19 protein-coding genes are annotated in these 26,623 nt (G+C 41.4%); 15 read left to right on the top strand and 4 right to left on the bottom strand.

The genetic code is table 11. From position 1 onward, the window contains the following. Positions 1 to 168 precede the first annotated feature (168 nt). The 13 genes from sdhC to pgaD all read left to right on the top strand — a co-directional run bounded on the left by sdhC (position 169) and on the right by pgaD (position 18,482). Entirely contained in the window at positions 169 to 567 is a 399-nt protein-coding gene (sdhC, locus tag FTU34_RS08945) for a succinate dehydrogenase, cytochrome b556 subunit (RefSeq protein ID WP_078192993.1), read from the top strand. Then, complete coding sequence (gene sdhD / locus FTU34_RS08940; RefSeq protein ID WP_078192992.1) at positions 567 to 932, top strand: succinate dehydrogenase, hydrophobic membrane anchor protein; 366 nt, start codon at positions 567 to 569, stop codon at positions 930 to 932. Before sdhC ends, sdhD begins: the two co-directional genes overlap by 1 nt. Before the next feature lie 12 nt (positions 933 to 944). Next, positions 945 to 2,843, top strand: coding sequence for a succinate dehydrogenase flavoprotein subunit (gene sdhA / locus FTU34_RS08935; protein ID WP_078192991.1), 1,899 nt, complete (start codon positions 945 to 947; stop codon positions 2,841 to 2,843). 14 nt (positions 2,844 to 2,857) lie between these two features. Beyond that, the gene (locus FTU34_RS08930; protein WP_078189905.1) at positions 2,858 to 3,565 is read left to right on the top strand and encodes a succinate dehydrogenase iron-sulfur subunit; all 708 of its coding nucleotides are present in this window, start codon (positions 2,858 to 2,860) and stop codon (positions 3,563 to 3,565) included. Positions 3,566 to 4,359: 794 nt separating this feature from the next. After that, a complete protein-coding gene (locus tag FTU34_RS08925; RefSeq protein ID WP_180035408.1) occupies positions 4,360 to 7,182 on the top strand; it encodes a 2-oxoglutarate dehydrogenase E1 component in 2,823 nt (940 codons plus the stop codon). A gap of 16 nt (positions 7,183 to 7,198) precedes the next feature. Next, positions 7,199 to 8,416: a 2-oxoglutarate dehydrogenase complex dihydrolipoyllysine-residue succinyltransferase gene (odhB, locus tag FTU34_RS08920; protein ID WP_111884404.1), complete on the top strand. Its 1,218-nt coding sequence runs from the start codon at positions 7,199 to 7,201 to the stop codon at positions 8,414 to 8,416. A 60-nt stretch (positions 8,417 to 8,476) separates the two neighbouring features. Then, positions 8,477 to 9,907, top strand: a complete 1,431-nt coding sequence (gene lpdA / locus FTU34_RS08915; protein ID WP_180035365.1) for a dihydrolipoyl dehydrogenase — start codon at positions 8,477 to 8,479, stop codon at positions 9,905 to 9,907. A gap of 180 nt (positions 9,908 to 10,087) precedes the next feature. Further along, on the top strand, positions 10,088 to 11,254 hold the full coding sequence (gene sucC, locus FTU34_RS08910) for an ADP-forming succinate--CoA ligase subunit beta (RefSeq protein ID WP_078192988.1): 1,167 nt from the start codon (positions 10,088 to 10,090) through the stop codon (positions 11,252 to 11,254). 13 nt (positions 11,255 to 11,267) lie between these two features. After that, complete coding sequence (gene sucD, locus FTU34_RS08905; RefSeq protein ID WP_180024115.1) at positions 11,268 to 12,158, top strand: succinate--CoA ligase subunit alpha; 891 nt, start codon at positions 11,268 to 11,270, stop codon at positions 12,156 to 12,158. Between the two features lie 232 nt (positions 12,159 to 12,390). Next, positions 12,391 to 14,847 carry a poly-beta-1,6 N-acetyl-D-glucosamine export porin PgaA gene (pgaA, locus tag FTU34_RS08900; protein ID WP_180035366.1) on the top strand — a complete coding sequence of 819 codons (2,457 nt, stop codon included), beginning with the start codon at positions 12,391 to 12,393 and terminating at the stop codon, positions 14,845 to 14,847. Next, entirely contained in the window at positions 14,847 to 16,712 is a 1,866-nt protein-coding gene (gene pgaB, locus FTU34_RS08895) for a poly-beta-1,6-N-acetyl-D-glucosamine N-deacetylase PgaB (RefSeq protein WP_257226250.1), read from the top strand. The genes pgaA and pgaB (FTU34_RS08895) overlap by 1 nt, the downstream gene beginning before the upstream one ends. Then, a complete protein-coding gene (gene pgaC, locus FTU34_RS08890) occupies positions 16,712 to 17,983 on the top strand; it encodes a poly-beta-1,6-N-acetyl-D-glucosamine synthase (protein ID WP_180035367.1) in 1,272 nt (423 codons plus the stop codon). Before pgaB (FTU34_RS08895) ends, pgaC begins: the two co-directional genes overlap by 1 nt. Next, on the top strand, positions 17,970 to 18,482 hold the full coding sequence (gene pgaD / locus FTU34_RS08885; protein ID WP_180035368.1) for a poly-beta-1,6-N-acetyl-D-glucosamine biosynthesis protein PgaD: 513 nt from the start codon (positions 17,970 to 17,972) through the stop codon (positions 18,480 to 18,482). The genes pgaC and pgaD overlap by 14 nt, the downstream gene beginning before the upstream one ends. 54 nt (positions 18,483 to 18,536) lie before the next feature. Here the strand turns inward: pgaD and pgaB (FTU34_RS08880) are convergent, their stop codons facing one another. From pgaB (FTU34_RS08880) to FTU34_RS08865, 4 genes are all read right to left on the bottom strand, one after another. Then, positions 18,537 to 19,838 carry a poly-beta-1,6-N-acetyl-D-glucosamine N-deacetylase PgaB gene (gene pgaB / locus FTU34_RS08880; RefSeq protein WP_257226249.1) on the bottom strand — a complete coding sequence of 434 codons (1,302 nt, stop codon included), beginning with the start codon at positions 19,836 to 19,838 and terminating at the stop codon, positions 18,537 to 18,539. A 260-nt stretch (positions 19,839 to 20,098) separates the two neighbouring features. Further along, positions 20,099 to 21,811, bottom strand: coding sequence for a flotillin family protein (locus FTU34_RS08875; protein WP_180035369.1), 1,713 nt, complete (start codon positions 21,809 to 21,811; stop codon positions 20,099 to 20,101). A 176-nt stretch (positions 21,812 to 21,987) separates the two neighbouring features. Continuing rightward, positions 21,988 to 22,626 (bottom strand): YqiJ family protein, encoded by a 639-nt coding sequence (locus tag FTU34_RS08870; RefSeq protein WP_180024121.1) that lies wholly within the window; start codon positions 22,624 to 22,626, stop codon positions 21,988 to 21,990. Positions 22,627 to 23,090: 464 nt separating this feature from the next. Continuing rightward, on the bottom strand, positions 23,091 to 23,633 hold the full coding sequence (locus tag FTU34_RS08865; protein WP_111884395.1) for a hypothetical protein: 543 nt from the start codon (positions 23,631 to 23,633) through the stop codon (positions 23,091 to 23,093). A gap of 320 nt (positions 23,634 to 23,953) precedes the next feature. Between FTU34_RS08865 and cysD the strand changes: the two genes are divergently transcribed. Beyond that, positions 23,954 to 24,868, top strand: coding sequence for a sulfate adenylyltransferase subunit CysD (gene cysD / locus FTU34_RS08860; protein ID WP_078189893.1), 915 nt, complete (start codon positions 23,954 to 23,956; stop codon positions 24,866 to 24,868). Between the two features lie 129 nt (positions 24,869 to 24,997). After that, positions 24,998 to 26,611: a sulfate adenylyltransferase subunit CysN gene (gene cysN / locus FTU34_RS08855; protein ID WP_180035370.1), complete on the top strand. Its 1,614-nt coding sequence runs from the start codon at positions 24,998 to 25,000 to the stop codon at positions 26,609 to 26,611. Positions 26,612 to 26,623 lie beyond the last annotated feature (12 nt).

Below are 26,623 nucleotides of genomic sequence, written 5' to 3'. Positions count from 1 at the left end.
CAAAATTCCTAATTGTCTTCGTTTGTGTTTTGAAAGTTCACGTTTTATAATTCCCTGTCGTTTATAAGATCAGACAGCTGCAGAGTTTATTATATTGTAATGTCTGACTATGCTAGCTTTCCTACGAATTAATTCCAACAAACTCCGGATGGAGTTTTTACTTACAGGATGCCCGCTGTGAAAAGCAACAGACCTGTCAATTTGTCCATGGGTCAAGTTTTAGACGTAAACTTAAAATCCCCTGTGGCTATTGCATCAATTTTACACCGTCTATCAGGTGTTATCGTATTTTTACTCGTACCGGTCCTTCTTTGGATTTTAGACAAATCTTTATCTTCACCTGAAGGTTTTGCGCAAGTTCAAGCTGTGTTTGATAGCTTTATTGTGCGTTTTGTCGTATGGGTATTTGTAGCCGGCTTAATTTATCACCTTATTGGTGGTATCAAGCATCTATTTGCAGATCTTGGCGTTGCTGAAGAACTTCAAAGTGGTCGTATCGCAGCTACTATTTCATTGATCTTGTCTGCAATCGGTATTGTTGCAGCATTTGTATGGATTGTTCTCTAATGAAAAGTGCTACAGGTTTAACAGGATCAGGTTCTCGCGATTGGTTTATCCAGCGTGTAAGTGCCGTTGTATTGGCTGTTTATACTATTGTTGTACTGGGCTGGATCCTTTGCAATAGCGGATTCACTTTTGAGCAATGGTATGGCTTTATGATGACAACACCAATGAAGATTATGTCTTTATTGTCTGTCTTATCTCTTGTTGCGCATGCTTGGATTGGTATGTGGCAAGTATTCACTGACTATGTGACTACTCGTCAAATGGGTCCTTCAGCAAACGGTCTGCGTTTAGTGCTGACTTCTGCAGTGATTGTTGCAGTATTTGCATACGCGATCTGGGCGATCCAGATTTTTTGGGCAAATTGATAGGAAAATATCATGGGCGCTATAACCCCTAAAGAAGATTACACAAATATTCCACACCTAACTTTCGATGCAGTCATCGTTGGTGGTGGTGGTTCAGGTATGCGTGCTTCTTACCAACTTGCTCAAGCTGGTTTGAAAGTTGCTGTACTGACTAAAGTATTCCCAACTCGTTCACACACTGTTGCAGCGCAGGGTGGTATTGGTGCATCTCTTGGTAACATGCAAGAAGATAACTGGCACTACCACTTCTACGATACAGTTAAAGGTTCTGACTGGTTAGGTGACCAAGACGCAATTGAGTTTATGACTCGTGAAGCGCCTCAAGTTGTATATGAGCTTGAACACCTAGGTATGCCATTTGACCGTAACGCTGACGGTACAATTTACCAACGTCCGTTTGGTGGTCATGCTGCGAACTATGGTGAAAAACCAGTTCCACGTGCATGTGCTGCTGCCGACCGTACAGGTCACGCTCTTCTTCATACGCTTTATCAAAGCAACGTGAAAATGGGTACTCAATTCTTCGTTGAATGGATCGCACTTGATTTGATCCGTAATGAAGAGGGTGATGTGCTTGGTGTGACAGCAATTGACCAAGAAACAGGTAAAATTGCAGTATTCCAAGGTAAAGCAACATTGTTCGCTACTGGTGGTGCTGGTCGTGTTTACCGTGCATCTACTAACGCTTATATTAATACTGGTGACGGTCTTGGTATGGCAGCTCGTGCAGGTATTCCATTACAAGATATGGAATTCTGGCAATTCCACCCAACAGGTGTTGCGGGCGCAGGCGTATTGTTGACAGAAGGTTGTCGTGGTGAAGGTGCGATCCTTCGTAACGATGCTGGTGAGCCTTTCATGGAGCGTTATGCTCCGACACTGAAAGACTTGGCACCTCGTGACTTTGTATCACGTTCTATGGACCAAGAAATTAAAGAAGGTCGTGGCTGTGGTCCTAAGAAAGACTACATCTTGCTTGATATGACGCATCTTGGTGCTGAAACAATCATGAAACGTCTTCCATCTGTATTTGAGATTGGTAAGAAATTCGCGAACGTTGACATCACTAAAGAGCCAATTCCTGTAGTACCTACAATCCATTACCAAATGGGTGGTATTCCTACAAATATTCATGGTCAAGTGGTTGTTCCTGTATCTCGTGAAACTGAAGCTTTGGTTGCGAACTACAATAAAGAAACTGGTGTGTACTCACACAATGCGGGTGACCGTGATTTCACTAAACCAGTGAAAGGTTTCTATGCAATTGGTGAATGTTCATGTGTATCTGTACACGGTGCTAACCGTCTAGGTACAAACTCATTGCTTGACTTGGTTGTATTTGGTAAAGCTGCTGGTGAACATATTGTTGACTATGTAACTAAACACCACGGTGATGAATATGCACCGCTTCCTACAACTGTTCTTGAAAAAACTTTGAATCGTGTTCGTCATCTTGATGAATCAACTTCTGGTGAAAATGCTCAAGAAGTTGCAGATGCAATCCGTGACATCGTTCAAGATCACGCTGGTGTATTCCGTACATCTGCACTTCTTGAAGAGGGTGTGAAACAGATTCTTGCGCTCGAACCACGTGTACGTAACATTCACTTGAAAGACAAATCTAAAGTATTTAACACAGCGCGTGTTGAAGCTCTAGAAGTTGAAAACCTGTATGAAGTTGCGAAAGCGACACTGATTTCTGCGGCTGCACGTAAAGAATGTCGTGGTGCGCATACAGTGGTAGATTTTGAATTACCACCTGATCATGCTGACTACCCATACGGTCGTCGTGATGATGAGTGGATGAAACACACTTTATGGTTCTCTGTAGATAACCGTCTTGAGTACAAACCAGTACGTTACAAGCCTTTATCTGTAGATGCTATTCCGCCTAAACCACGTACATTCTAATTGGGAGAAGTAAGATGAGTAGAGGTACTCGTACATTTAATATCTACCGCTACGATCCTGATAAGGATGCAGCTCCGTACATGCAAACTTTTAAACTAGAGTTGACTGATAAGCATCGTATGTTGCTTGATGCACTTCTAGCATTAAAAGTTCAAGACGAATCATTAACATTCCGTCGTTCATGTCGTGAAGGTATTTGTGGTTCTGATGGTGTAAACATTAATGGTAAAAATGGTTTGGCGTGTCTTTGGAACCTAAACGACTTACCAGAAGTGATCACAATTCGTCCACTTCCAGGTCTTCCAGTAATTAAAGATTTGGTTGTAGATATGAATCAGTTCTACGATCAGTACAATAAAATCCATCCGTTCCTAATCAACAATCAGCCTGCGCCTCCTAAAGAGCGTTTGCAGTCTCCTGAAGAGCGTGAACATTTAGATGGTTTGTACGAATGTATTCTTTGTGCATGTTGTTCAACTTCATGTCCATCATTCTGGTGGAACCCAGACAAGTTCTTGGGTCCTTCAGCATTGTTGAACGCATATCGCTTCATCATTGACTCTCGTGATACAGCAACTCAAGAGCGTTTGGCTCGTCTTGACGACCCATTCTCATTGTTCCGTTGTAAAGGTATCATGAACTGTGTATCTGTATGTCCTAAGGGTCTTAACCCAACTAAAGCAATCGGTCACATCCGTAATATGCTTTTAGATCTAGGTTAATAGATTTGGCAGTAAAAAGAAGCGCACCATTGGGTGCGCTTTTTTTGTCATATATAAAAGTGATGATAGTGAAAGTTATTCGCTGTCATTGCAGAGTGCTATAAATGGATTTCATAGAAACGTAGTGAATTAAAAGTATAAAGTGATAGATAAATGGTTATTTATTGATGAAACGCTCGTTCAAGTCTGTCAAAAGGATTAGAAGATGTTATTATGTAACGTAGTAAAAAGAGAGAGGATAGGAATGTCAGCTCTCTTTTGTTTTTGTATATGAGATGAGGTAAAAATCGAACGTAGACTTTTGTCTTAATTGAAAGATCATTTTATATGTAGCACCATATCATAGATGAAAATACAAACAGTGTATTTCGCTAATTTATGAGAGGTATGTGTCAAAAAAATCAATTGAAATGCTCGAACGTGTTAGCATTTAAGGTATCACTATATGTAAAAAATGACTTTGAATTGGGTACATTTTTTCTACAATTTAAGCGCTGTAGACGGTATATAAATGTTAATAAAGTCGCTTTAGAAAAGATAATTGCGAAAAATTTATTTTTTCTAAGATGATTTGCAAAAATTGCCCGATTTATGTCGGGTATTTCTCAATGAGTAATGATGCCGCTGAGGGCGTTATTGTTCATTAATCACATTGGGTAATCCTAATGTAGTGATAACGCCTCAAGGCTTAAGCCTAATGGGGACTAATGTCATATTACCAATTTGACATTACTAATCATGGGTTCGCTTAAAAAGCATCCTGAAATGTTTTGCAATAGGAAATGGGTCCACAAATGCAAGAAGTTGCTGACGCACTGCGTCTTGACACTGAACTTAGCGCTGACAGTGCAGCGTATATTGAAGAACTTTATGAGCAGTATCTAACGGCTCCAGACTCAGTAGAGGCTGATTGGCGTGAATACTTCGATAAATTCCCGAAAGGTGATCAACCACACAGCAATGTACGTGAGCAATTCCTATTATTAGGCCGTAATTCAAGCCGTGTTCAGCCTGTAGTGCAAAGTGCAGTAAGTTCTGAGCATGAACGCCGTCAAATCGGTGTATTACAGTTGATCGCTGCATACCGTAACCGTGGTCATCAAAACGCAAAATTAGATCCACTTGGTCTTGCAAAACGTGAAATCGTGCCTGATCTAGATCTTGCTGCGCATGGTCTAACGCAGTCTGACTTAGATACTGTGTTTAATACAGGTAACCTTGCAATTGGTAAGTCTGAAGCAACACTTGGTGAAATGGTTCAAGCAATGGAAGCAACTTATACTGCTTCGATTGGTGTTGAATACATGCACATTGTTGATACAAAAGAAAAACGTTGGATTCAACAACGCCTTGAAGGTACTCGTGGTCAATTTGGCTACACTGCAGACCAGAAAAAACACATCCTTGAACGTCTAACTGCAGCTGAAGGCCTAGAAAAATACCTTGGTAACAAATTCGTTGGTGCGAAACGTTTCGGTGTTGAAGGTGGTGAATCTTTCATTCCTATGGTGAATGAACTTATTCAACGCGCAGGTTCAGTAGGTTGTAAAGAAGTGGTTATCGGTATGCCTCACCGTGGCCGTTTAAACCTTCTTGTAAACATCATGGGTAAAAACCCAGCTGATCTATTTGGTGAGTTCGAAGGTAAATCTCTGCATAAAAAAGGCTCTGGTGACGTTAAATACCACCAAGGTTTCTCTTCAAACGTCATGACTCCGGGTGGCGAAGTTCACTTGGCATTAGCGTTTAACCCATCACACTTAGAAATCGTTGGACCTGTAGTAGAAGGTTCTGTACGCGCACGTCAAGTACGTCGTAAAGATATCGGTGGTGATGATGTATTACCAATCATCGTTCACGGTGATGCTGCATTTGCAGGTCAAGGTGTAAACCAAGAAACTTTCCAAATGTCACAAACTCGCGGTTATACCGTGGGTGGTACAGTTCATATCGTCGTGAACAACCAAGTTGGTTTCACAACGTCTGACCCACGTGATGCGCGTTCTACAGAATACTGTACTGACATCGCGAAAATGATCCAAGCACCGATCTTCCATGTGAACGGTGATGATCCTGAATCTGTATTATTTGTTTCTCAATTGGCACACGATTTCCGTCATACATTCCGTAAAGACGTTGTAATCGATATGTTCTGCTACCGTCGTCGTGGTCATAACGAAGCCGACGAGCCAGCTGCAACTCAGCCAATGATGTATCAAATCATCAATAAAAAAGCGACTACACGTACGCTTTATGCTGACAAGCTTGTACAAGAAGGTGTTATTGATCGCGCTTCTGCTGATGCAATGGTTGAACAGTATCGTTCTGACCTTGAAGCAGGTAAACACGTTGCAAATGCGTTGGTACTTGAGCCAAATACAAAAATGTTTGTGGACTGGAAACCTTACCTAGGCCACGAATACACAGACAAATGGGATACCACTTTCCCAATCGAACGTCTAAAAGAGCTTGGTGCGAAAATGCGCGAGCTTCCAGAAGGCTTCGTGATGCAACGTCAGGTTGCTAAAGTGATTGATGACCGTCTGAAAATGCAGACTGGTGAAATGCCATTGAACTGGGGTGCTGCTGAAACATTAGCTTACGCGTCTCTTCTAGATGAAGGTTTCCTTGTTCGTTTAACAGGTGAAGACGTTGGTCGTGGTACATTCTCACACCGTCATGCAAAACTTCATAACCAAGTAGATGGTTCAACTTACATTCCATTATGTAACTTGAAAGAAAACCAACCACGTACAGCTATTTATGACTCATTATTGTCTGAAATGGCGGTTCTTGCATTCGAATACGGTTATGCAACGACTCTTCCGAAGAGCCTTGTGATTTGGGAAGCGCAATTTGGTGACTTCGCAAACTGTGCACAGGTTGTAATCGATCAGTTCATCGCGTCTGGCGAAACTAAGTGGGAACGTGTATGCGGTCTGACTATGCTTCTTCCACATGGCTTTGAAGGTCAAGGTCCTGAGCATTCATCAGCTCGTTTAGAGCGTTTCTTACAGCTATGTGCTGAAGAAAACATGCAAGTGATCACACCGACTACACCAGCGCAGATTTACCATGCGATGCGTCGTCAAGCACTTCGTCCAATCCGTAAACCAATGATCGTGACTTCACCGAAGTCTCTTCTTCGTCACAAACTTGCAACCTCTACATTAGAAGAACTTGCAAATGGTTCATTCCAAACTGTGATTGATGAAATCGACAACATCAACAAATCAGACGTAACTCGTCTAGTGCTTTGTGGTGGTAAGGTTTACTACGACTTACTTGAAAAACGTCGTGAAAAAGAATTGAACAACACAGCAATCGTTCGTATTGAACAATTGTATCCGTATCCAGAAGCACGTCTTGCTGAAGTTCTGGCACAATATCCAAACGTTAAAGAATTGGTATGGGCTCAAGAAGAACCGAAGAACCAAGGTGCATGGTTATTCATCGCTCCGCGTCTTTATGACGACGTGATGAAAGCGGGCAAACAAGTTCGTATTACTTATGCAGGTCGTGAAGCTTCTGCTGCACCGGCTTGTGGTTCACCATATTTGCACGCAAAACAACAAGCTCAGCTCGTAAATGATGCTTTAGCTATCGTAGCTGAATAACAGGAGATTCTTAATAATGGCAACCGAAATTAAAGCACCGGTATTCCCAGAGTCAGTTGCTGACGGTACAGTTGCAACTTGGCATAAACAACCAGGTGAAGCAGTATCACGTGACGAAGTGATTTGTGATATTGAAACAGATAAAGTTGTTTTAGAAGTTGTAGCTCCTGCTGACGGTACGATTTCTGCAATCGTTAAAAACGAAGGCGATACAGTTCTTTCTGCTGAAGTGATTGCGACTTTTGAAGAAGGTGCTGCTTCTGGCGCTGCTCAAACTCAAGCTGTTCAATCAGAAGAGAAAGTAGAACAAGCTGCTGCGCAAACTCAAGCGGGCGCTGCTCCTGTTGTTGAACGTGCTCAACCTGTTGCTGATCAAGCTCCTGCAGTGCGTAAAGCATTGACTGAGTCTGGCATTGCTGCTGCTGACGTTGCTGGCACTGGCCGTGGCGGTCGCATCACTAAAGAAGATGTTGCAAACCATCAAGCTAAACCAGCTGCTCCTGCTGCTGCGCCATTAAGCGTTGCTGTTGGTGAACGTATCGAAAAACGTGTTCCTATGACTCGTCTTCGTAAGCGTGTTGCTGAACGTTTACTTGCTGCAACTCAAGAAACTGCAATGTTGACTACGTTCAACGAAGTAAACATGAAACCAATCATGGAAATGCGTGCGCAATACAAAGATGCTTTTGAAAAGCGTCATGGTGCACGTCTTGGCTTCATGTCATTCTTCGTTAAAGCGGCAACTGAAGCACTTAAACGCTACCCAGCTGTAAACGCTTCAATTGATGGCAATGACATCGTTTACCACGGTTTCTACGACATCGGTGTTGCTGTATCAAGCGACCGTGGTCTAGTAGTTCCAGTTCTTCGTGATACTGACCGCATGAACTATGCTGAAGTTGAAAATGGTATCCGTGCATACGCTGGTAAAGCGCGTGATGGTAAATTGGGTATCGAAGATATGACTGGCGGTACATTCACTATTACTAATGGTGGTACTTTCGGTTCTTTGCTTTCTACACCTATCTTAAATACGCCACAAACTGCGATTTTGGGTATGCATAAAATCCAAGAACGTCCTATGGCTGTAAATGGTCAAGTTGAAATCTTGCCAATGATGTACTTAGCGCTTTCTTATGACCACCGTCTAATCGATGGTAAAGAAGCAGTAGGCTTCCTTGTAACAATCAAAGAATTGTTAGAAGAACCAGCTAAGCTAATCCTTGATCTTTAATACTTCAGAATAATGCAATGGGCTTAGAGCGATCCTCTAAGCCCATTTTTGGAGATACACATGTCTCAATTTGATTTAGTTGTTATTGGTGGCGGTCCTGGTGGTTATGAAGCTGCTATCCGCGCTGCTCAATTAGGCTTTAAAGTAGCTTGTATTGAAAAACGTATTCATAAAGGTAAACCATCTTTAGGTGGTACTTGCTTAAACGTGGGTTGTATCCCATCTAAAGCATTACTTGATTCATCTCACCGCTATGAAGATACCGTTCATCACTTAGATGACCACGGTATTACAACTGGTGAAGTGAAATTTGATCTTGCAAAACTGCTTGATCGTAAAGACAAAATTGTTAACCAATTGACGATGGGTATTGATGGCCTACTTAAAGGCAACGGTATCGAATGGTTAAAAGGTACAGGTAAATTACTTGCAGGTAAGAAAGTTGAGTTTGTATCTCACGAAGGTGAAACTCAAATTTTAGAACCTAAATATGTAATCCTTGCATCGGGTTCTGTGCCAGTCAATATTCCAGTTGCTCCTGTAGATCAAGACATTATTGTTGACTCTACTGGCGCGCTTGAGTTTCCAGAAGTGCCTAAACGTCTTGGCGTAATTGGCGCGGGTGTCATTGGTCTAGAGCTTGGTTCAGTATGGCGTCGTCTTGGTTCTGAAGTTGTTATATTTGAAGCAATGGACGCATTCTTACCAATGGCTGATAAAGCTTTGGCAAAAGATTACCAAAAAGTATTGACTAAACAAGGTCTTGATATCCGTGTTGGCGCTAAAGTTGCTGGTACTGAAGTCAATGGCCGTGAAGTTACTGTTAAGTACACTCAAGGCGGCGAAGACAAAACTCAAACTTTCGATAAATTGATCGTTTGTGTGGGCCGTAAAGCATATGCAGAAGGTTTATTGGCTGAAGATTCAGGCATTAAACTCACTGAACGCGGTTTAGTTGAAGTAAACGATTGGTGTGCAACTTCAGTTGAAGGTGTATACGCAATTGGTGACTTGGTACGTGGTCCAATGCTTGCACATAAAGCAATGGAAGAAGGCGTAATGGCTGTTGAGCGTATCCACGGTCATGCAGCTCAAGTGAACTATGACACTATCATCTCTGTAATTTACACACACCCAGAAGCGGCGTGGGTTGGTTTAACAGAAGAGCAAGCGAAAGAAAAAGGCCACGAAGTTAAAACAGGTCAATTTGGTTTCGCTGCAAATGGTCGTGCAATGGCTGCTGGTGAAAACGCAGGCTTTGTTAAGTTTGTTGCTGATGCGAAGACAGATCGTCTACTCGGTATGCACGTGATTGGACCTGCAGCGTCTGATATCGTACACCAAGGTATGATCGCACTTGAGTTCGTATCAAGTGTTGAAGACCTACAGTTAATGACTTTCGGTCACCCGACATTCTCTGAAGTCGTTCACGAAGCTGCACTTGCAGTCGATGGACGTGCAATTCACGCGATTCAGCGTAAACGTAAATAAGATGTAAAAAGAGCGGCTTAGGCCGCTCTTTTTTGTTTCAGATGGTTGTTTTAATTTGAATAATCATCTAAAAATAAAGATAAGAAATATTTTAAGATTTAAAAAGGTTAAAGCTGCTTTGACGGATGTCTGGGCTTTAATGGGTCATAACAAAGCGAAGAAAGAGTAAAAGGTTGTTCAATGAATCTACACGAATATCAAGCTAAAGCGTTATTAAAAAAATATGGTATGCCTGTTCAAGAGGGCGTATTTGTAACTACCGCAGAAGAAGCAGTCAAAGCTTTTGAGCAACTGGGTGGTAAGTTTGCGGTACTCAAAGCCCAAGTGCATGCAGGTGGTCGTGGTAAAGCAGGCGGCGTTAAAGTCGTAAAATCTGCACAAGAAGCCACTGATTATGTGAACCAAATGGTCGGCTCACGCTTAGTCACTTATCAAACAGATGCATTAGGTCAACCCGTCAGCGGTATTTTGGTATCTGAAGATGTTTATCCAGTAGAGCGTGAATTGTACCTAGGTGCTGTAGTTGACCGTTCTAGCCGTCGTGTGACCTTTATGGCATCGACTGAAGGCGGTGTTGAAATTGAGAAAGTTGCAGAAGAAACGCCTGAAAAAATTATTAAAGTTGAAGTAGATCCTCTAGTTGGATTGTTACCATTCCAAGCACGTGAAGTGGCGTTTGCTTTAAACCTAAAAGATGGTCAAGTGAATCAATTTGTCAAAATCATGTCTGCGGCTTATCAAGCATTCATTGAAAATGATTTTGCTTTATTTGAAATTAACCCGTTATCCGTACGTGAAAATGGCGAGATTTTATGTGTGGATGCAAAAATTGGTATCGACTCAAATGCTTTATATCGCTTACCAGAAATCGCAGCACTACGCGATAAAACGCAAGAAAATGAGCGTGAGCTGAAAGCATCAGAATTTGATCTGAACTATGTTGCCTTAGAAGGCAATATTGGCTGTATGGTCAATGGTGCTGGCCTAGCGATGGCAACCATGGACATCATTAAACTCTATGGTGGTCAACCTGCAAACTTCCTAGATGTAGGCGGTGGCGCGACCAAAGAACGCGTAATTGAAGCATTTAAAATCATTTTGGCGGATAGTTCTGTGCAAGGTGTATTAATTAATATTTTTGGTGGGATTGTACGTTGTGACATGATTGCTGAAGCAATTATTGCAGCGGTTCAAGAAGTAAATGTGACTGTACCTGTGGTTGTTCGTTTAGAAGGGAACAATGCAGAGTTGGGTGCAAAATTACTTGATGAATCAGGTTTGAAATTGATTTCTGCAAATGGCTTGGCTGATGCTGCAGAAAAAATTGTTGCTGCAGTAAAAGGCTAAGGGAGTAGAGATCATGAGCGTATTAGTTAATAAAGACACCAAAGTATTGGTACAAGGTTTTACCGGTAAAAACGGTACATTCCATTCTGAACAGTCAATTGCTTACGGCACAAAAGTGGTCGGTGGGGTGACTCCGGGTAAAGGCGGCACACAACATTTGAATCTACCCGTATTTAATACCATGAAAGAAGCGGTGCGTGAAACGGGTGCAACGGCAACCTCGATTTATGTACCTGCACCATTTGTGCTAGATTCAATTATTGAGTCTATAGATGCAGGTGTAGAGCTGATCGTTGTGATTACGGAAGGTGTACCGACACTTGATATGCTAAAAGCGAAACGTTACCTAGAAACCTATGGTAACAATGCACGTCTAATTGGTCCGAACTGTCCAGGGATTATTACTCCGGGTGAATGTAAGATCGGTATTATGCCGGGGCATATTCATCAACCGGGTAAAATCGGCATTATCTCGCGTTCAGGGACTCTGACCTATGAAGCTGTAGCGCAAACCACGAAGCTGGGTCTAGGTCAGTCGACGTGTATCGGTATTGGGGGAGATCCAATTCCGGGCATGAACCAAATTGATTGCTTAAAGCTGTTCCAAGACGACCCGCAAACTGAAGCGATCATCATGATTGGTGAGATTGGTGGTACAGCAGAAGAAGAAGCGGCTGAATATATCCAGTCGAATGTAACTAAGCCTGTTGTCGGTTATATCGCGGGAGTGACTGCACCAAAAGGTAAACGTATGGGACATGCAGGCGCGATCATTTCGGGCGGTAAAGGTACAGCAGAAGAGAAATTTGCTGCTTTTGAAAAAGCCGGAATGGCTTATACCCGTAGTCCTGCTGAATTAGGCTCAACTATGTTTGAAGTCTTAAAGTCAAAAGGTCTTGCTTAAGTACGGTAAGTTTCTGTTAATAAAAACCCCTCAAATGAGGGGTTTTTTTATTTTTATTTAATAATAGTGGGTGAATAGTAAAGAAAATTTATAAAATCAGCATATTCTCATTCATTATTAACACTTTAGTGTGAATAATTAACCAAATTTAATCGGACAAAATATGATATAATGTGAAACACGTCACATTAATTTAATTTGATGAATAATTACTCTTCTAACGTGAATAATCATGATTTATAAATCTTATTTATCTCGTCTATGTTTCTTGTCGATTTTTTCGAGCCTGCCTACGGTTGTATTTGCAGTTGATAATATTGATCAGCAAAGAGAACAAAGTGTTGCAGATATCCGTGTCGGTAAAGTGGATCAGGGATTTAACCAATTACAAGTTTTATTAGCGCAACATCCTGAAAATCAGAAGCTCATTGCAGATTACACGCTCCTGCGTTATGCAAATGCAACCTTTAGCTCTACAGATATGGCCTACTTGGCGAAGATTAGTCCAACGACGTTTCCAGATTATGGCAAAGTCAGTGTCATCAAAGCTTTACGTGATCTTAAACAATATGATCAAGCCTTACAGTGGGCACAAAAATTTTATCAGCAGGATCAATCGGAACAGTGGTTGATTTGGCAGGGTGTGTTGCTGGCAGAATCAGGTCAAAAAGATCAAGCAAAACAAAAACTGGCAAATCTCAACTTACAGTCGCTTGGTGCAGATTATCTTTCGCAATTGGCCTATGCCTATCGATTATTGGATATGCCTGCTGAATCTCTCAATGCAGCGAAATATGCGCTAGAAAAACAGCCAAATACTGATACCCAAGAACAGTATATATTGGCTCTATTGCAAAATAGCGATTTTGCCACTGCGCAAAGCTATATTCAGGCCAATGGACTCAATAGTTCTAAGCCAGTGTTGCAACATTTGCTCAAGATGAATGAGTTCTCACAGCGTATCCAACAAGGCATTCAAGCCTCAAAAAATGCGTTTGATATGAAGCGTGGGGCAACGGCATTTGAACCACTAGATCGTGTTCTGGCTGAAATGAGTGCTTATGAAGACTCACTTCCTGCAGATGAAGCCAGTAAACGTAAATTTTACTATGAATATATCTATGCCTTAAATGCACGTAATGCTTCAAAGCATGCATTGGCACAAGTAGAAAAAACAGGTCAAACAGCTAAAGAAATGCCTGCTTATGTACGACATGCTTTAGCAGACAGTTATTTAAAATTACGTCAACCTGAAAAAGCTGAGCCTTTATATCAGAGTTTATTTGCTGAAAAAAATTATGCGGACTATAACGTCTATGCTGGTTTGTACTATAGCTTGATCGAACAAGAAAAATTTAAACAAGCCAATCAGTTAATCGACACCATGGACAAACAGTTGCCGACCTTTGTTTATAGTAATGCAAAAGGTGTTGATAAGGCGCCACACGATGATCGTACTGAATTTATTGCGTTGAAGGGATTGAACTATGCTTATCGCAACGAGCATGAAAAAGCGGAACGTTACTTTAATGACTTAACCGCAAAGGCTCCCGGCAATATCGGGTATCAAAATAATTTGGCATTAATTCAACGTTGGCGTGAAAAACCAGAGCAATCCCAGCACACTTTGGCACAGCAGAATAGCTTGGAGCCCATTTCACAGGGAACGCAAATTAACCGCATGCACAATTTCCAAGCCTTGAGTCAAATTCAAGCTTGGCGTGAACTCAATCAATATATGGTCAGCCATGTCGGTGATGATACGGGCGTAAAACAAAGTAAAAAAGAATTGGATGATCGGAATCGTGCGTCAATTCAACATCAAAGTACCTTTGCGAAAAGTGAGTCTGATGATCCTCGTGTACAAAATCGCCTGAAAGGTTCACGTGAACAGGAAAACTGGACGCGTATCAATAGCCCATGGTTTTACGATAATTATCGACTCTTTGCAGACCATAGCAATCGTTGGTCGAAGTATGAGTCTGGCAAATTAAAAGACCAAAGGATTGGCATGGGTTTAGAGTGGGCTTCGGATCGTAAAGCTGCATCTGCATTATTCTCTCAAAGCACCGATGGCGACCGTTTTGGTGTGCAATTGGATTGGTCACATTGGCTGAATGATCATTGGAGCTATGCACTGGGTTATGACAGCCAAGCGGATATTCCATTGCAATCTTTGGCACAGGATCATGAAGGGCAGGCTTATCGTTTTGCACTGAACTGGCAACAAAATGAATCACGTAAGGCAGGCGCAAGTTATCAATTGACCGATATTGATGATGGAAATCTACGCCAAGAACTCTCTGGATACTTTAAACAACAATTCCAACAATCCCCGCATCATATTTCTGCGGCAACACTGCGTGGTTATTACGGAAAAAATGATTCGGTTGATGTGCCTTATTTTAACCCTGAACATAGCTATAGCGCTGAAGTGACATTGGAACATGATTGGATGACATGGCGTGACTATGAACGTCATTTTAACCAGCACTTTGCAGCAACTATCGGTACCTTCGGACAAAAAGGCTACTCAAGTCATCCGATTTATAATTTGTATTATCAACATGAATGGCAGCTCTCGCGCACGTGGAAATTGAACTACGGCATAGGTTGGGGTTCACATCCGTATGACGGAAAAGATGAAGATCGTAGTTATGCAGTTGTTGGATTTGAGGGGCGCTTCTAATGAAAAATACATTAATACACCGCATGTTGAAGCAAAGCTTAATTCTAGCTGTGACTTTGCCCATCAGTACGACATATCTTTTTGCTGACAATAATGTGCCAAAAACTGCAAATTTGGCGATGCCTGAACTCGATGAAATTACAGCACATAACCAATTTGTAACGCTGACCTTTCATGATGTTCGAGATGATGTTGCCAAACGTGGTGATCGAGATGTCTATGCGATTAGTACGCAAAATCTTGGGCAATATTTTGCGTGGATTAAACGAGAAGGTTGGCAACCCATTCGTTTAGAAGATGTCATGCAGGCTCGCTTACAAAAGAAAAAGTTACCTGAAAAGGCACTGTTATTAACCTTTGATGATGGTGCGCTGAGTAGTTATAGCAAAGTTTTTCCATTGTTAAAGCAATATCAATTTCCTGCAGTTTTTGCTATTCCAACCAGTTGGATTAATGGTAATACCAAAGATGCTTATGAAGCTTATGGTGTGGGTAATTTGATGAATTGGGATCAAATGCGGGAAATGCAAAAGTCGGGATATGCCGAATTTGTGTCGCATTCGGATGATCTGCATCATGGTATTTTGGCAAACCCACAAAAAAATATGGAACCTGCTGCGATTACACGTCAGTATTTTCCAGCTCAAAATCGTTATGAAACCGATGCTGAGTTTGAGCAGCGTATTGTGCAAGATTTGAAGAAATCTAAACAAGAACTCGATCGTCAACTGGGTATTCATAGTATGGCAATCTTCTGGCCATACGGTGCAGTTACACCGGAAATTGAGGGATATGCACGTAAAGCAGGACTGCCCATGTCCTTTAGCTTAGGTAATGTAGTCAGTCAGGCAGATTCGGTGCATACCTATCAGCGTGCCCTGATTATGGATAACCCAACGCCAGAGTTTATCCATCAAAATATGGAAGACTTTATCGTTGAAGCTCGTGCGCCGTATAAACAGCGTAAAACATTCCTGAATTTTAATTTGGCTGAATTACAAGCACCAACGGCTGAGCAATCAGATCAGAAATTGGGGACATTATTAGACCAGGTCAATGCGTTAAAAACCAATACATTGCTTTTAAATGCCGCAGTTGATCATGATGGTGACGGTAAAATTGATGCCTTATTTTTCCCAAATTCAAAACTGCCGATGCAGCAAGATTTACTGAATCGTACCGTATGGCAAGCTCGTACACGAATTGGTAATCGAGTCTATGCACAGCTTCCAATCAGTTTGGAGCTACAGCAGGGGATTAATCTAGCAGACCTAACGGCAGATCTATTGAAAAACAATAGTTCGTTAGAAGGTTTAATTATTAACACCGGTAACAGCTTGGACTGTGCAATTCATTCAGCTCAGTGGTCAACCGCATGTACTGAGCAAGTGCAAAAAATTATTGCAATTAAAGAGCGTAGTAAGGCGCAAGCGCATTTTTATTCCAATATTAGTAATGACAACCAAACCGCGCTCAAGGTGAATTTAACTGGACATCAGTTTTCTGGATTAAAACCGTTGGTGACTCGTGTCTTAACAGCGTCGGACTTTCTGTATTTAAGTATTAACCCAGGTCAACATCCGCAAAGTTTTAAAGCCTTTATGTCAGCATTGAAGACTTTGAATACAGAGCAAAAGCAACGCTTGATTGTCAGTTTGGATATCAATCCAAATATGAGCGAGAAAGATTGGGTGAAGTATCAGCAAAACTATCAGGCTTTACGCGCAGCGTCGGTTCAAAAAATCGGACTGAATAATTATCAGCTTCAGGATGGCGAACGCGTTCAACATCACCTATATCAAAGCATCAGCTTGAATGGCAGTCCACTGACTTACCGTGATCCGTATATACAAGGAGGTCAGTAATGCAAGAATGGGAACTGAGTTTTAACGATCTGTTTTTTGCCTTTGCTTTCCTATATCCCTTGTTTATGGCGTGGATTTGGATTGCTGGAGGCGTGTGGTTCTATTTAAAGCGTGAATGGAAACAACCTGAACTTCCCGTGCCAACTGGACACGGTTGTAGCATTATTGTTCCTTGCTTTAATGAAGAAGCACAGGTACGAGACACTATACGTTATGCGATGCAGAGCCAATATCCAAATTTCGAAGTGATAGCGGTGAATGATGGAAGTAAAGATCGAACCGCTGAAATTTTAGATCAATTGGCACTTGAGTATCCTAAATTACGTGTAGTGCATTTGGCTGAGAATCAGGGCAAAGCGTATGCATTACGTGCAGGTGCGATGGTCAGCCAATTTGAATATTTAATCTGTATTGATGGTGACGCATTGTTGCACCCGCATTCGGCACTTTGGATGATGCATCATCTGACCAGTTTTCCACGCGTGGGCGCTGTAACCGGTAATCCACGTATTGTGAACCGTTCAAGCATCTTGGGTAAAATTCAGGTTGGAGAGTTTTCTTCGATTATTGGCTTAATCAAGCGATCTCAAAGAACCTATGGTCGTATTTTTACAGTGTCGGGGGCAATTGCAGGTTTCAGAAAAACGGCACTCGACCGCATCGGTTATTGGCGTGATGACATGATCACAGAAGATATTGATGTGTCATGGCGTTTGCAGTTTGATCATTGGGATTTGCACTATGTACCGCAAGCCCTTTGCTATATCTATATGCCAGAAACATTTAATGGACTTTGGAAACAACGTTTACGTTGGGCTCAAGGCGGCATCGAAGTACTATTTGCCTATTTACCTAAAATATTTAAATGGCGTTTACGTCGGATGTGGCCGATTGCATTCGAATCTATCATTAGCGTGATCTGGGCATATGTCATGTTCAGTATTTTTGTCTTGTATTTTTATGGTCTATTTTTCTCATTACCGGGTGAGTGGGCGATCCAATCACTTTTACCTCAATGGTATGGGGTGATTTTAGGTGTAACCTGTTTATTCCAGTTCCTCGTGAGTTTATGGATCGATCGTGCTTACGACAAAAAACGTTTACTGCGAAATTATTTTTGGGTGATTTGGTATCCCTTATTTTTCTGGATATTAGCCATGCTGACCACGGTCGTTGCTTTGCCAAAGACTATTTTTAAAACCCAAAAACGTGCGCGTTGGGTCAGTCCAGACCGTGGATTTAGAGGGGAGGAAAACAATGAACCAAGTTAATTTACAAAATCAGAAGCCGGTTGCAGATTCAGATTTTAAAATTATTCAAGATGAATCATTGCTTGAATTACCTGAATATATTGATAAACCTGAATACGTCAAACGTAAGTCCGCAGGCTATGGTCTGATGGCAGTCGGTTGGATGCTTTGGATGTGGTTATTTTTACCGCTATTAACCCTAGTGTTTTGGTGGTTTGAAGGCACGGTGGTGTATTCACAGGTTATGGATCACTCCCAACCGATGACCAGTCTATCGATCATGAAATTGATTTTCTCAATAGGAATCTTTATTTGCTGTCTATTTGTTTGGGCAAGTTATAACTGGATGCGTTTTCATGGGGAAGATCGTAGAAAGGCGCCTGAGAATGCTCAAGATGAAGATTTGGCGAAAAGCTTTCATGTAAAAGCCAGTGATATAGCCACGATGCGAGAATCAAAAAATATCACCTTGCACTATACGGACGAAGGACAATTAGAACACTATAAAATCAACAGCTAATCAGCGTTCTTCATCAGATCTAGAATCCTAGATCTGATGATGTAGGCATTGGTATCAGTCCTTAGCTAGGGCAGGTGCAAATGCCTTTTTTATTTGCTGTACATCTGGATGATTTTGCACGAAATCATCTGGATAATACCCAACATGTTGCACACCATGTTGTTCCAGTAAACGGATGGTGTCAATGAGCTCCTGATTGGAAATGGGTTTTTGATGATTCCAATCGGTCACTTGAAGTTCAAAAATGGTACGGCTCAAATTGGGGTCATATTTTTTGGCACGTTCGATCAAGTTTAAATAAAACTGACGATGGTCATCTGCCTTTTCCATGTAGGGCATCGCCATGATGGCGTTGTAATCATAATGCTGATACGTGCTGGCATTGGACTGGCTAAACCATTTTTCACTATTCGGGTTCAGCACAGCTTCAGCATACATATTGCGAGCAAAATGTAATTCAGGTTGTTGCTGTTTTAAAATCTGACTAATGCCTTCAGCAAATTGGTCTAAATAGGCGGTTTTGTAGCGTGAAAATTCAAGCTGCTGCGCATGCTTTGGCTGTCCAATCAATTGTTGATCGAAGCCCCATGTTTTGTAGGTCTGAAGCGCTGCTGCACTATTATCCTCAAAATCATTGAGAGTGATATCGTCATGATAAAGAATGCCATCTACTTTATTTTGCTGAATAAAGTCTAGAAAAATTTCTGCTGTGTATCGTTGGTTTTTCGGGTCAAAGGGTGATATCCGAATATAACCTTTTTTTTCACTTTGGCTTTTTACATATTGCAGAGGGTATTGTTTCGGGAACTCCCACGCAATTAAAGGCAGCCATGCATATACGGTTTTTACTTGAGTCTGCTGTCGTATTTCGTGCAAAACACGTTGAAATAAATCTGAGCGCATTGGGATATAGCGATTTTTAAAATACACAGCATCAGCCGAACCATTGGCATCAGGGTCTGCAAAAGCCTGTAGAAAAATCGTATTGGCTTCAATGCTGCGGATACGTTCGATCAAAGCGCGGATATTTTTTTCTTGTTGAGCCTGATTGGCATCATATACATAATCTAAGTCGATATGCATAATGCGCATACGCTCTGTAGTGCTTGGCTTTGGTGTTTTGCTGGTCAAGGTTTGATGTAAAGGATTGGCTGATGCATATTGCTTGACCAAATCTTGTATAGGGTGGTGGATAATACGTACCGTTTCAGCACTGCTACAGCCTGAAAAGACCAAACCGAAGCAGGTCATTAGACCTATTAATTTTTTAAAGGGGCGTAGGGAAGTAACGGCATTTAAGGAAGAAGTCATATTTATACTTGCACTGAGCGTATTATCATTCGTAAATGTTTTCATCGCATATTTTGCTGCACGTTTTAGCAAGTACAGCTAAGCAGAATATGATGAATTTGAAGATTGTAGCAAGATTGCAGGAAAGGGTTATTCTTAAAAGTGTGATTTGGTTTGCACTTTGTTGTGATCCAGTATTCCGTCATTTTAAAGTCATGATTTGGTACTGAACTTATTTTTTTAGCTTTATGAGTCTTCCTTGTCGATGATCTCAATAAAAAAAACCGCAGGATTAAACTGCGGTTTTTCTTAGCGAGTATAACGAATTAACCAGCTTTTTTATTTAAGCTCTGAGTTAAACCGTTAATATCGCCACCTTGGATACCGAGCTCACTCATCAAGCTATCAATCAGTGGGGCCTGGCTGCGGTAGCGTAGGGCGCTATTCACCACTTGGTCTGACAAGGCAACATTACCACTACCTTCGTGGTGAGCATCACCTTGGCAAGAACCTGCATGTCCACCATTTAGGCCATTCACTTGTAAAATCTTAATGTCATCAATGTTTTCCATTGGTTTAACACTTTCGCGAATGATTTCTGGTAAGTATTTCAGCATCGCTAAACGAATCTGCATTTCAACCTGTTCAGATGACAATACGTTGTTTGCTTCGTTCACTGCACGTGTACCTTCAGCATCAACTTGGTATTGTTTTTCCATCGCTTGAGCCAACAGAACTTTTGCGTCAGCTTCACCTTTGGCTTTTAAGCGAACTTTTTCAGCTTCGGCTTCAGCTGCAATACGGATAGCTTCAGCTTCATCTGCGGCTGCTTGTTTACCCGCTTCAGCCGCGACAGTAATGGCAATCGCATCTTTCTCCGCTTTTTCTTTCGCAGAGACCAATTCAACAGCTTTTTGACGTTCAGCTTGTTGGATTTGACGAACGGTAATCACTTCTTCTTCGGCTTTTACCGCTTGAGCACGGGCTTGATCGGCATGTGCCTTAGCTTCAGATTCAGCACGAGATTTTTCAGCAATGGCAATTGCACGGTCTTGCTCAGCGAGTTCAATTGTTTTCTTTTGTTCCACTTGGGCTTGCTGAATAATTTGTGACTTTTGAATATTTTGATTTTCAACGTCACGTGCAGCAGTAATACGCTTTAAGTCAACTTCACGTTCAGCAGCAATACGCGCTTCTTCGGCTTCACGTTTTTTAGCAGCTTCTTGTGATGCAATTTCTGCAAGCTGTTCTGCACGACGGATTGAAATTTCACGTTCTTGTTGCAGTTTTGCATATTCTTCTTCACGCAAAATTTGTAGACGTGCTTGTTCTGCTTCTAAGTTCTTGGTCTTAATTGCAAGATCTGCATCTTGTTCAATCGCATTACGTTTACGACGACGGTCTTCAATGGTTTCTGTCAGTTTAGTTAAACCTTCAGCATCGAACGCATTTTGTGGGTTAAAGTATTTAAAGCCTGTTTGGTCTAAGCCAGTTAATGAAACGGTTTCAAGTTCCAAACCGTTTTTATGTAAATCTTCAGACACCACTTGCTGAACTTTTTGTACGAAGTCGACACGTTTTTCATGCAACTCTTCCATCGCCATTTCTGCGGCAACTGCACGTAGAGAGTCAACAAATTTACCTTCAACCAAATTCTTAAGTTCATTCGGTGACATGGTCTTTTGACCTAACGTTTGTGCTGCGGTAGCAATCGAATCTGCGGTTGGTTTCACACGGACATAGAACTCCGCCATCACATCGACACGCATACGGTCACGTGTAATCAGCGCTTGGTCATCTGCACGGCGTACTTCAAGACGTAGGGTGTTCATATTGACTGGAATAATTTCATGCAGCACAGGAAGCACAATAGCACCGCCACCTAAAATCACTTTTTCACCGCCGAAGCCTGTACGCACAAATGAAATTTCTTTACTTGAGCGACGATAAAGTCGAGCAATAATAAAACCAATAAAAATAAGTGCGGCAAAAATTATCCCGACTGTTACAAGGATACCGCTTGGAATAATGTCTAACATGGACGTTTATCTCTTTTGTTGTAGTTCAAGTTAACCCTCTAAAGTGCTAACAAGTTTGGTTTAAAAATCAGTATTTTGTTGACTCATCATGACTTCGATATATGCAGAAGGTATGACGTGTTAAATGTATTTATATGGTGTTAAAAGAACTGATCGAGCATCAATTCATTCAAAATTTAGAGCATGGTGGCTTGAAAGCCTACATTTGTTTTTTGGGTTAAAACCACTGATTGACCTTGGCTGAAAATTTCATCTTGTTCAGGTTCAACCAAAATATAATGGGTCAATCCGTGTTGATCTTTGACTTTGGCTTGAGCAGGAGACTGGGGTCGTGCATCACCCAAAATGATCGTGGCCGTTCTACCGATCAATTCATCACTATAAATGGCGGTTGTTTCATCTTGCGGTAAAATACGGGCAATGAGCATTGCGCTAAAACGTACGAAGGGCATGCACAGAAAAACACAGGCTGGTGCAATAATCCATGCACTGAACATCATACTGGTCATTTGGTTAACGATGGCTTGAATAGCAAAGCCCAATAAACTATAGACACATAAGAAAATGATGAGCCATACAAACAGCGGAATACGACCCAAATACAACCAATCGAGCACACGTGTCACGATACCTGCATCGGCATCTACACCTAGCTCTGCATTATGACCAACATCCTCAGGTAGGAATTGATCTAAAAAGCCTTGAGAACCACCCCCTAAAATTGTTAACACAATCTCAAAAAGTCCAAACAAGAACATTAAGCAGAGACTGATGCTAAACACGATATTAGACGGGTGAGTAAACAATTCCCACATTATATTTATCTCTATATTTATGCTTATAAAAAATCAAAAAAAATAATTCTGGCTGAATTTTTTTCAGTAAATAAAATAACATTATCTGTCGAAATTGTGTAAAAAAATTACAGATCGGATTAACAAAAAGTCGGCTTTTATGTGAGCTATTACTAAGTTTTTCTTTAAAAATAGGTGATCAATTAAGTTGGGATTATCTAAATCTAAAGTTAATAGTATTTCTGCTTTACCCATTTAAGATTTAAGTCATTGTGATCAATCAAATTTTCAGTCTAATTGCAGATATATAAGTGGTCGTGCTCAAGGGAGAGAAATGGCCTGTTAAACGGCACAGAAAACAATGTTAGGAAATGTAATTTTATAACCGTCACGGCAGTGCTGAGGGCTTTGCCGTGACTTTCGATGTCATATGAAGATTTGAACTGGCGTTCAATAGAGCGCTTTTTAGTAAGCTTTAACCCTTTTTATAACAATGAAGTTTGAATGCGTACTTTCATATCTAAAGCCGCTTGAACAATAAAGGTTTTCATCCACTTCACTTGCTCGCCCATCGGATTGGTTTTAATCGCAGTGTCTAAAAAGCCCATGCTTTCAAGTTGAAACAGTTGCTTTTCGATCTCTTCCTCTAACTGGGTGCTATTGGCTGCGAGCGGGAAGTGGATTAAGTGAAATGCTTTGGGGAAATTGTAAAAAGCATAGAGCAGATTAAATGCGCGTTGATCGGCCTTTAAATTGCCTGCGCCAATTTCGTAGCCGCGATCTTGGTTACTGTGAGTCACCCCAATCAAAAACTCGAGTTTATTGTCCAAAAGTCGTAGGCCGAACTGAAGGCCAATTTGGTCTGCACTCAGCTCATGTTGGATAAAGTTATTCAGTGGGCTGCCGTCATCATTCAAGGCTTCTTGGAGCACGAGCATGTGTGAAGAATGCTGATAAATATAGCCAGCAAGACCTGCGGCTTCAATCAGCGACTTTAAGGTTTCAAGCGTATAGTGACTATATGGCATATCAATAACTATTGGAGAGTGATATAGCTACTTTAGGTAATTTGAGCGAGTTTGAATACCGATTGTTTAGAGGATTTAGCGATTAGTTAATTGATAAAAATTGCGTAAAATTACGGATCTCGGACTAGAATAATAATGAAATTGATAAGTCTATCGTATTAAATTAATTAAAATTGATAAGCAGTATCAGACAATTTGTATATGACGAATAAGAATATCAATATCACAAAACAAGCAATCGTTATGAAAGCTTAATCACTATAATGTATATATATCTTTAAAAGTGTAATAAGTACACATATTCTAAGCTGGTGTTGTCCATGTCATTAAATGAGGAAAGACTTACTCATCTTAAACAGCTTGAAGCTGAGAGTATTCATATCATCCGTGAAGTTGCTGCTGAGTTCGAAAACCCAGTCATGCTGTATTCAATCGGTAAAGATTCAGCGGTCATGCTGCATCTTGCTTTAAAAGCATTCTATCCTGCCAAACTTCCATTCCCACTACTGCATGTAGACACGGGTTGGAAATTTAAAGACATGATTACTTTCCGTGACAACATGGCAAAAGAGCATGGCTTTGATTTGATCGTGCATCAAAACAAAGAAGGTAAAGATGCAGGCGTGAATCCGTTCGATTACGGTAGCTCAAAATATACTGATATCATGAAAACTCAAGGCTTAAAACAAGCGCTTGATAAATATCAGTTTGATGCGGCTTTCGGTGGTGCGCGCCGTGACGAAGAGAAATCTCGTGCCAAAGAGCGTGTTTACTCATTCCGTGATACCAAACACCGTTGGGACCCTAAAAACCAACGTCCTGAACTTTGGAATCTTTACAACGGTAAAGTGAACAAAGGTGAAAGTATTCGTGTGTTCCCATTGTCTAACTGGACTGAGTTGGATATTTGGCAATACATCTACCTCGAAAATATTAAATTGGTTCCTTTGTACTTGGCTGCTGAACGTCCAGTGGTTGAGCGTAACGGTACTCTGATCATGGTTGATGATGAGCGTATGCGTTTGAACGAAGGTGAAGTGCCACAAATGAAATCGGTGCGTTTCCGTACTTTAGGTTGTTACCCATTAACTGGTGCGGTTGAATCAACTGCAACAACTTTGCCGGAAATTATCCAAGAGATGCTTTTAGCCACCACATCTGAACGTCAAGGTCGTATGATCGACCATGATGAAGCAGGTTCGATGGAAAAGAAAAAGCAGGAAGGTTACTTCTAAAAATCTCTCCCCTTGCGCAGCAGTGCTGCTCATCTTTGAAAAAGAGAGGAGAAAGTCCCCCTTTTATAAAGGGGGAAACAGGGGGATTAAAAGAAACCGATTTCAAAAGAATATGTGGAGCTTTGAGCAATGTCTCATCAATCAGATTTAATTAGCCAAGACATCTTGGCGTATTTAAAACAACACGAAAATAAAGACCTTCTACGTTTCCTCACTTGTGGTAACGTGGATGATGGTAAATCGACTCTAATTGGTCGTTTACTTTACGATTCAAAATTGATTTATGAAGATCAATTGCAAGCCGTAACACGTGACTCTAAAAAAGTCGGTACTACGGGTGATGCACCTGACTTGGCTTTACTTGTAGATGGTCTACAAGCGGAACGTGAGCAGGGTATTACCATTGACGTGGCTTACCGTTATTTCTCTACTGAAAAACGTAAGTTCATTATTGCTGACACCCCAGGGCATGAGCAGTACACACGTAACATGGCAACTGGTGCGTCGACTGCAGATTTAGCGATCATCTTGATTGATGCGCGTTATGGCGTTCAAACCCAGACTCGTCGTCACTCATTTATTGCGAGTCTTTTGGGTATTCGTAATATTGTGGTTGCAGTGAACAAGATGGACTTGGTTGAATTCTCTGAAGCGCGCTTCAATGAAATTCAAGCAGAGTACAACGAGTTCGTAAACCAATTGGGCGACCGTAAACCTGCGAACATTATCTTCACGCCTATTTCTGCGTTGAATGGTGATAACGTTGTAAACAAATCGCCAAATACGCCGTGGTACCAAGGTCAGACTTTAATGGAGACTTTGGAAACTGTTGAAATTTCGCATGATACGAGCAAGCACGAATTCCGTTTCCCTGTTCAGTATGTCAACCGTCCGAACCTCGACTTCCGTGGTTTCTGCGGTACGATCGCACTTGGTGAAGTGAAAGTTGGCGATACCATTACTGCATTACCATCTGGTAAGTCTTCTACGGTTAAAGAAATCGTGACTTTTGATGGTAACTTGGACCATGCTGTTGCAGGTCAAGCGGTGACTTTAACACTGAATGATGAAATTGATATTTCACGTGGTAACGTGTTGGTAAAAGCGGGCGAACAGCCGTTAATTTCACGTTCTGCACGTGCCTCTGTGGTATGGATGACAGATGCGCCTTTAGTAGTTGGCAAGCTGTATAACGTGAAGTTTGGTACACAAACTATTCCTGCGAAAGTTGCGAAAATTAACTATCGTACCAATGTGAACACACTGGAAAAAACGGAAGTTGAACAGCTTGAATTGAATGCGATTGCAGATGTAACGATTGAGTTTGATGCGCCAGTGGTATTTGACCGTTACCAAGACAGTCGTTACACAGGTTCATTCATCTTTATTGACCGTTTAAGCAACGTGACTGTTGGTGCGGGTATGGTTGAATCTGCGGTTGAATGGACTGCACACAATGAGCCTGTAACTGCTGAAGCGCGTGCTGCACGTTTAGGTCAAAAACCTGCTGCTGTAACTGTGCCTGCAAAAGCACTTGAAAATGCGCAAGCGATTGAAAGTTTGTTGATTCAGCAAGGTGTGGTTGCAATTGCGAAAGCAGGTTTGACTACAGAGCAAGTTGCACTAGTTCGTGAAACAGGTGTGGTTGTGATTACGGATACTGCTGAAGGTACTGATGTGACTTATACAGTGGAGACTGCTGAAGAAGTTGCTGAGAAAATTGTTGAGTTGGTTCGTCTTTAAGACTGTACTGAT

It is taken from the genome of Acinetobacter sp. YH12094 (genome assembly GCF_013419295.1).
GTDB lineage: Bacteria > Pseudomonadota > Gammaproteobacteria > Pseudomonadales > Moraxellaceae > Acinetobacter > Acinetobacter amyesii.
This window is presented reverse-complemented; position numbering and strand designations above follow the sequence as displayed.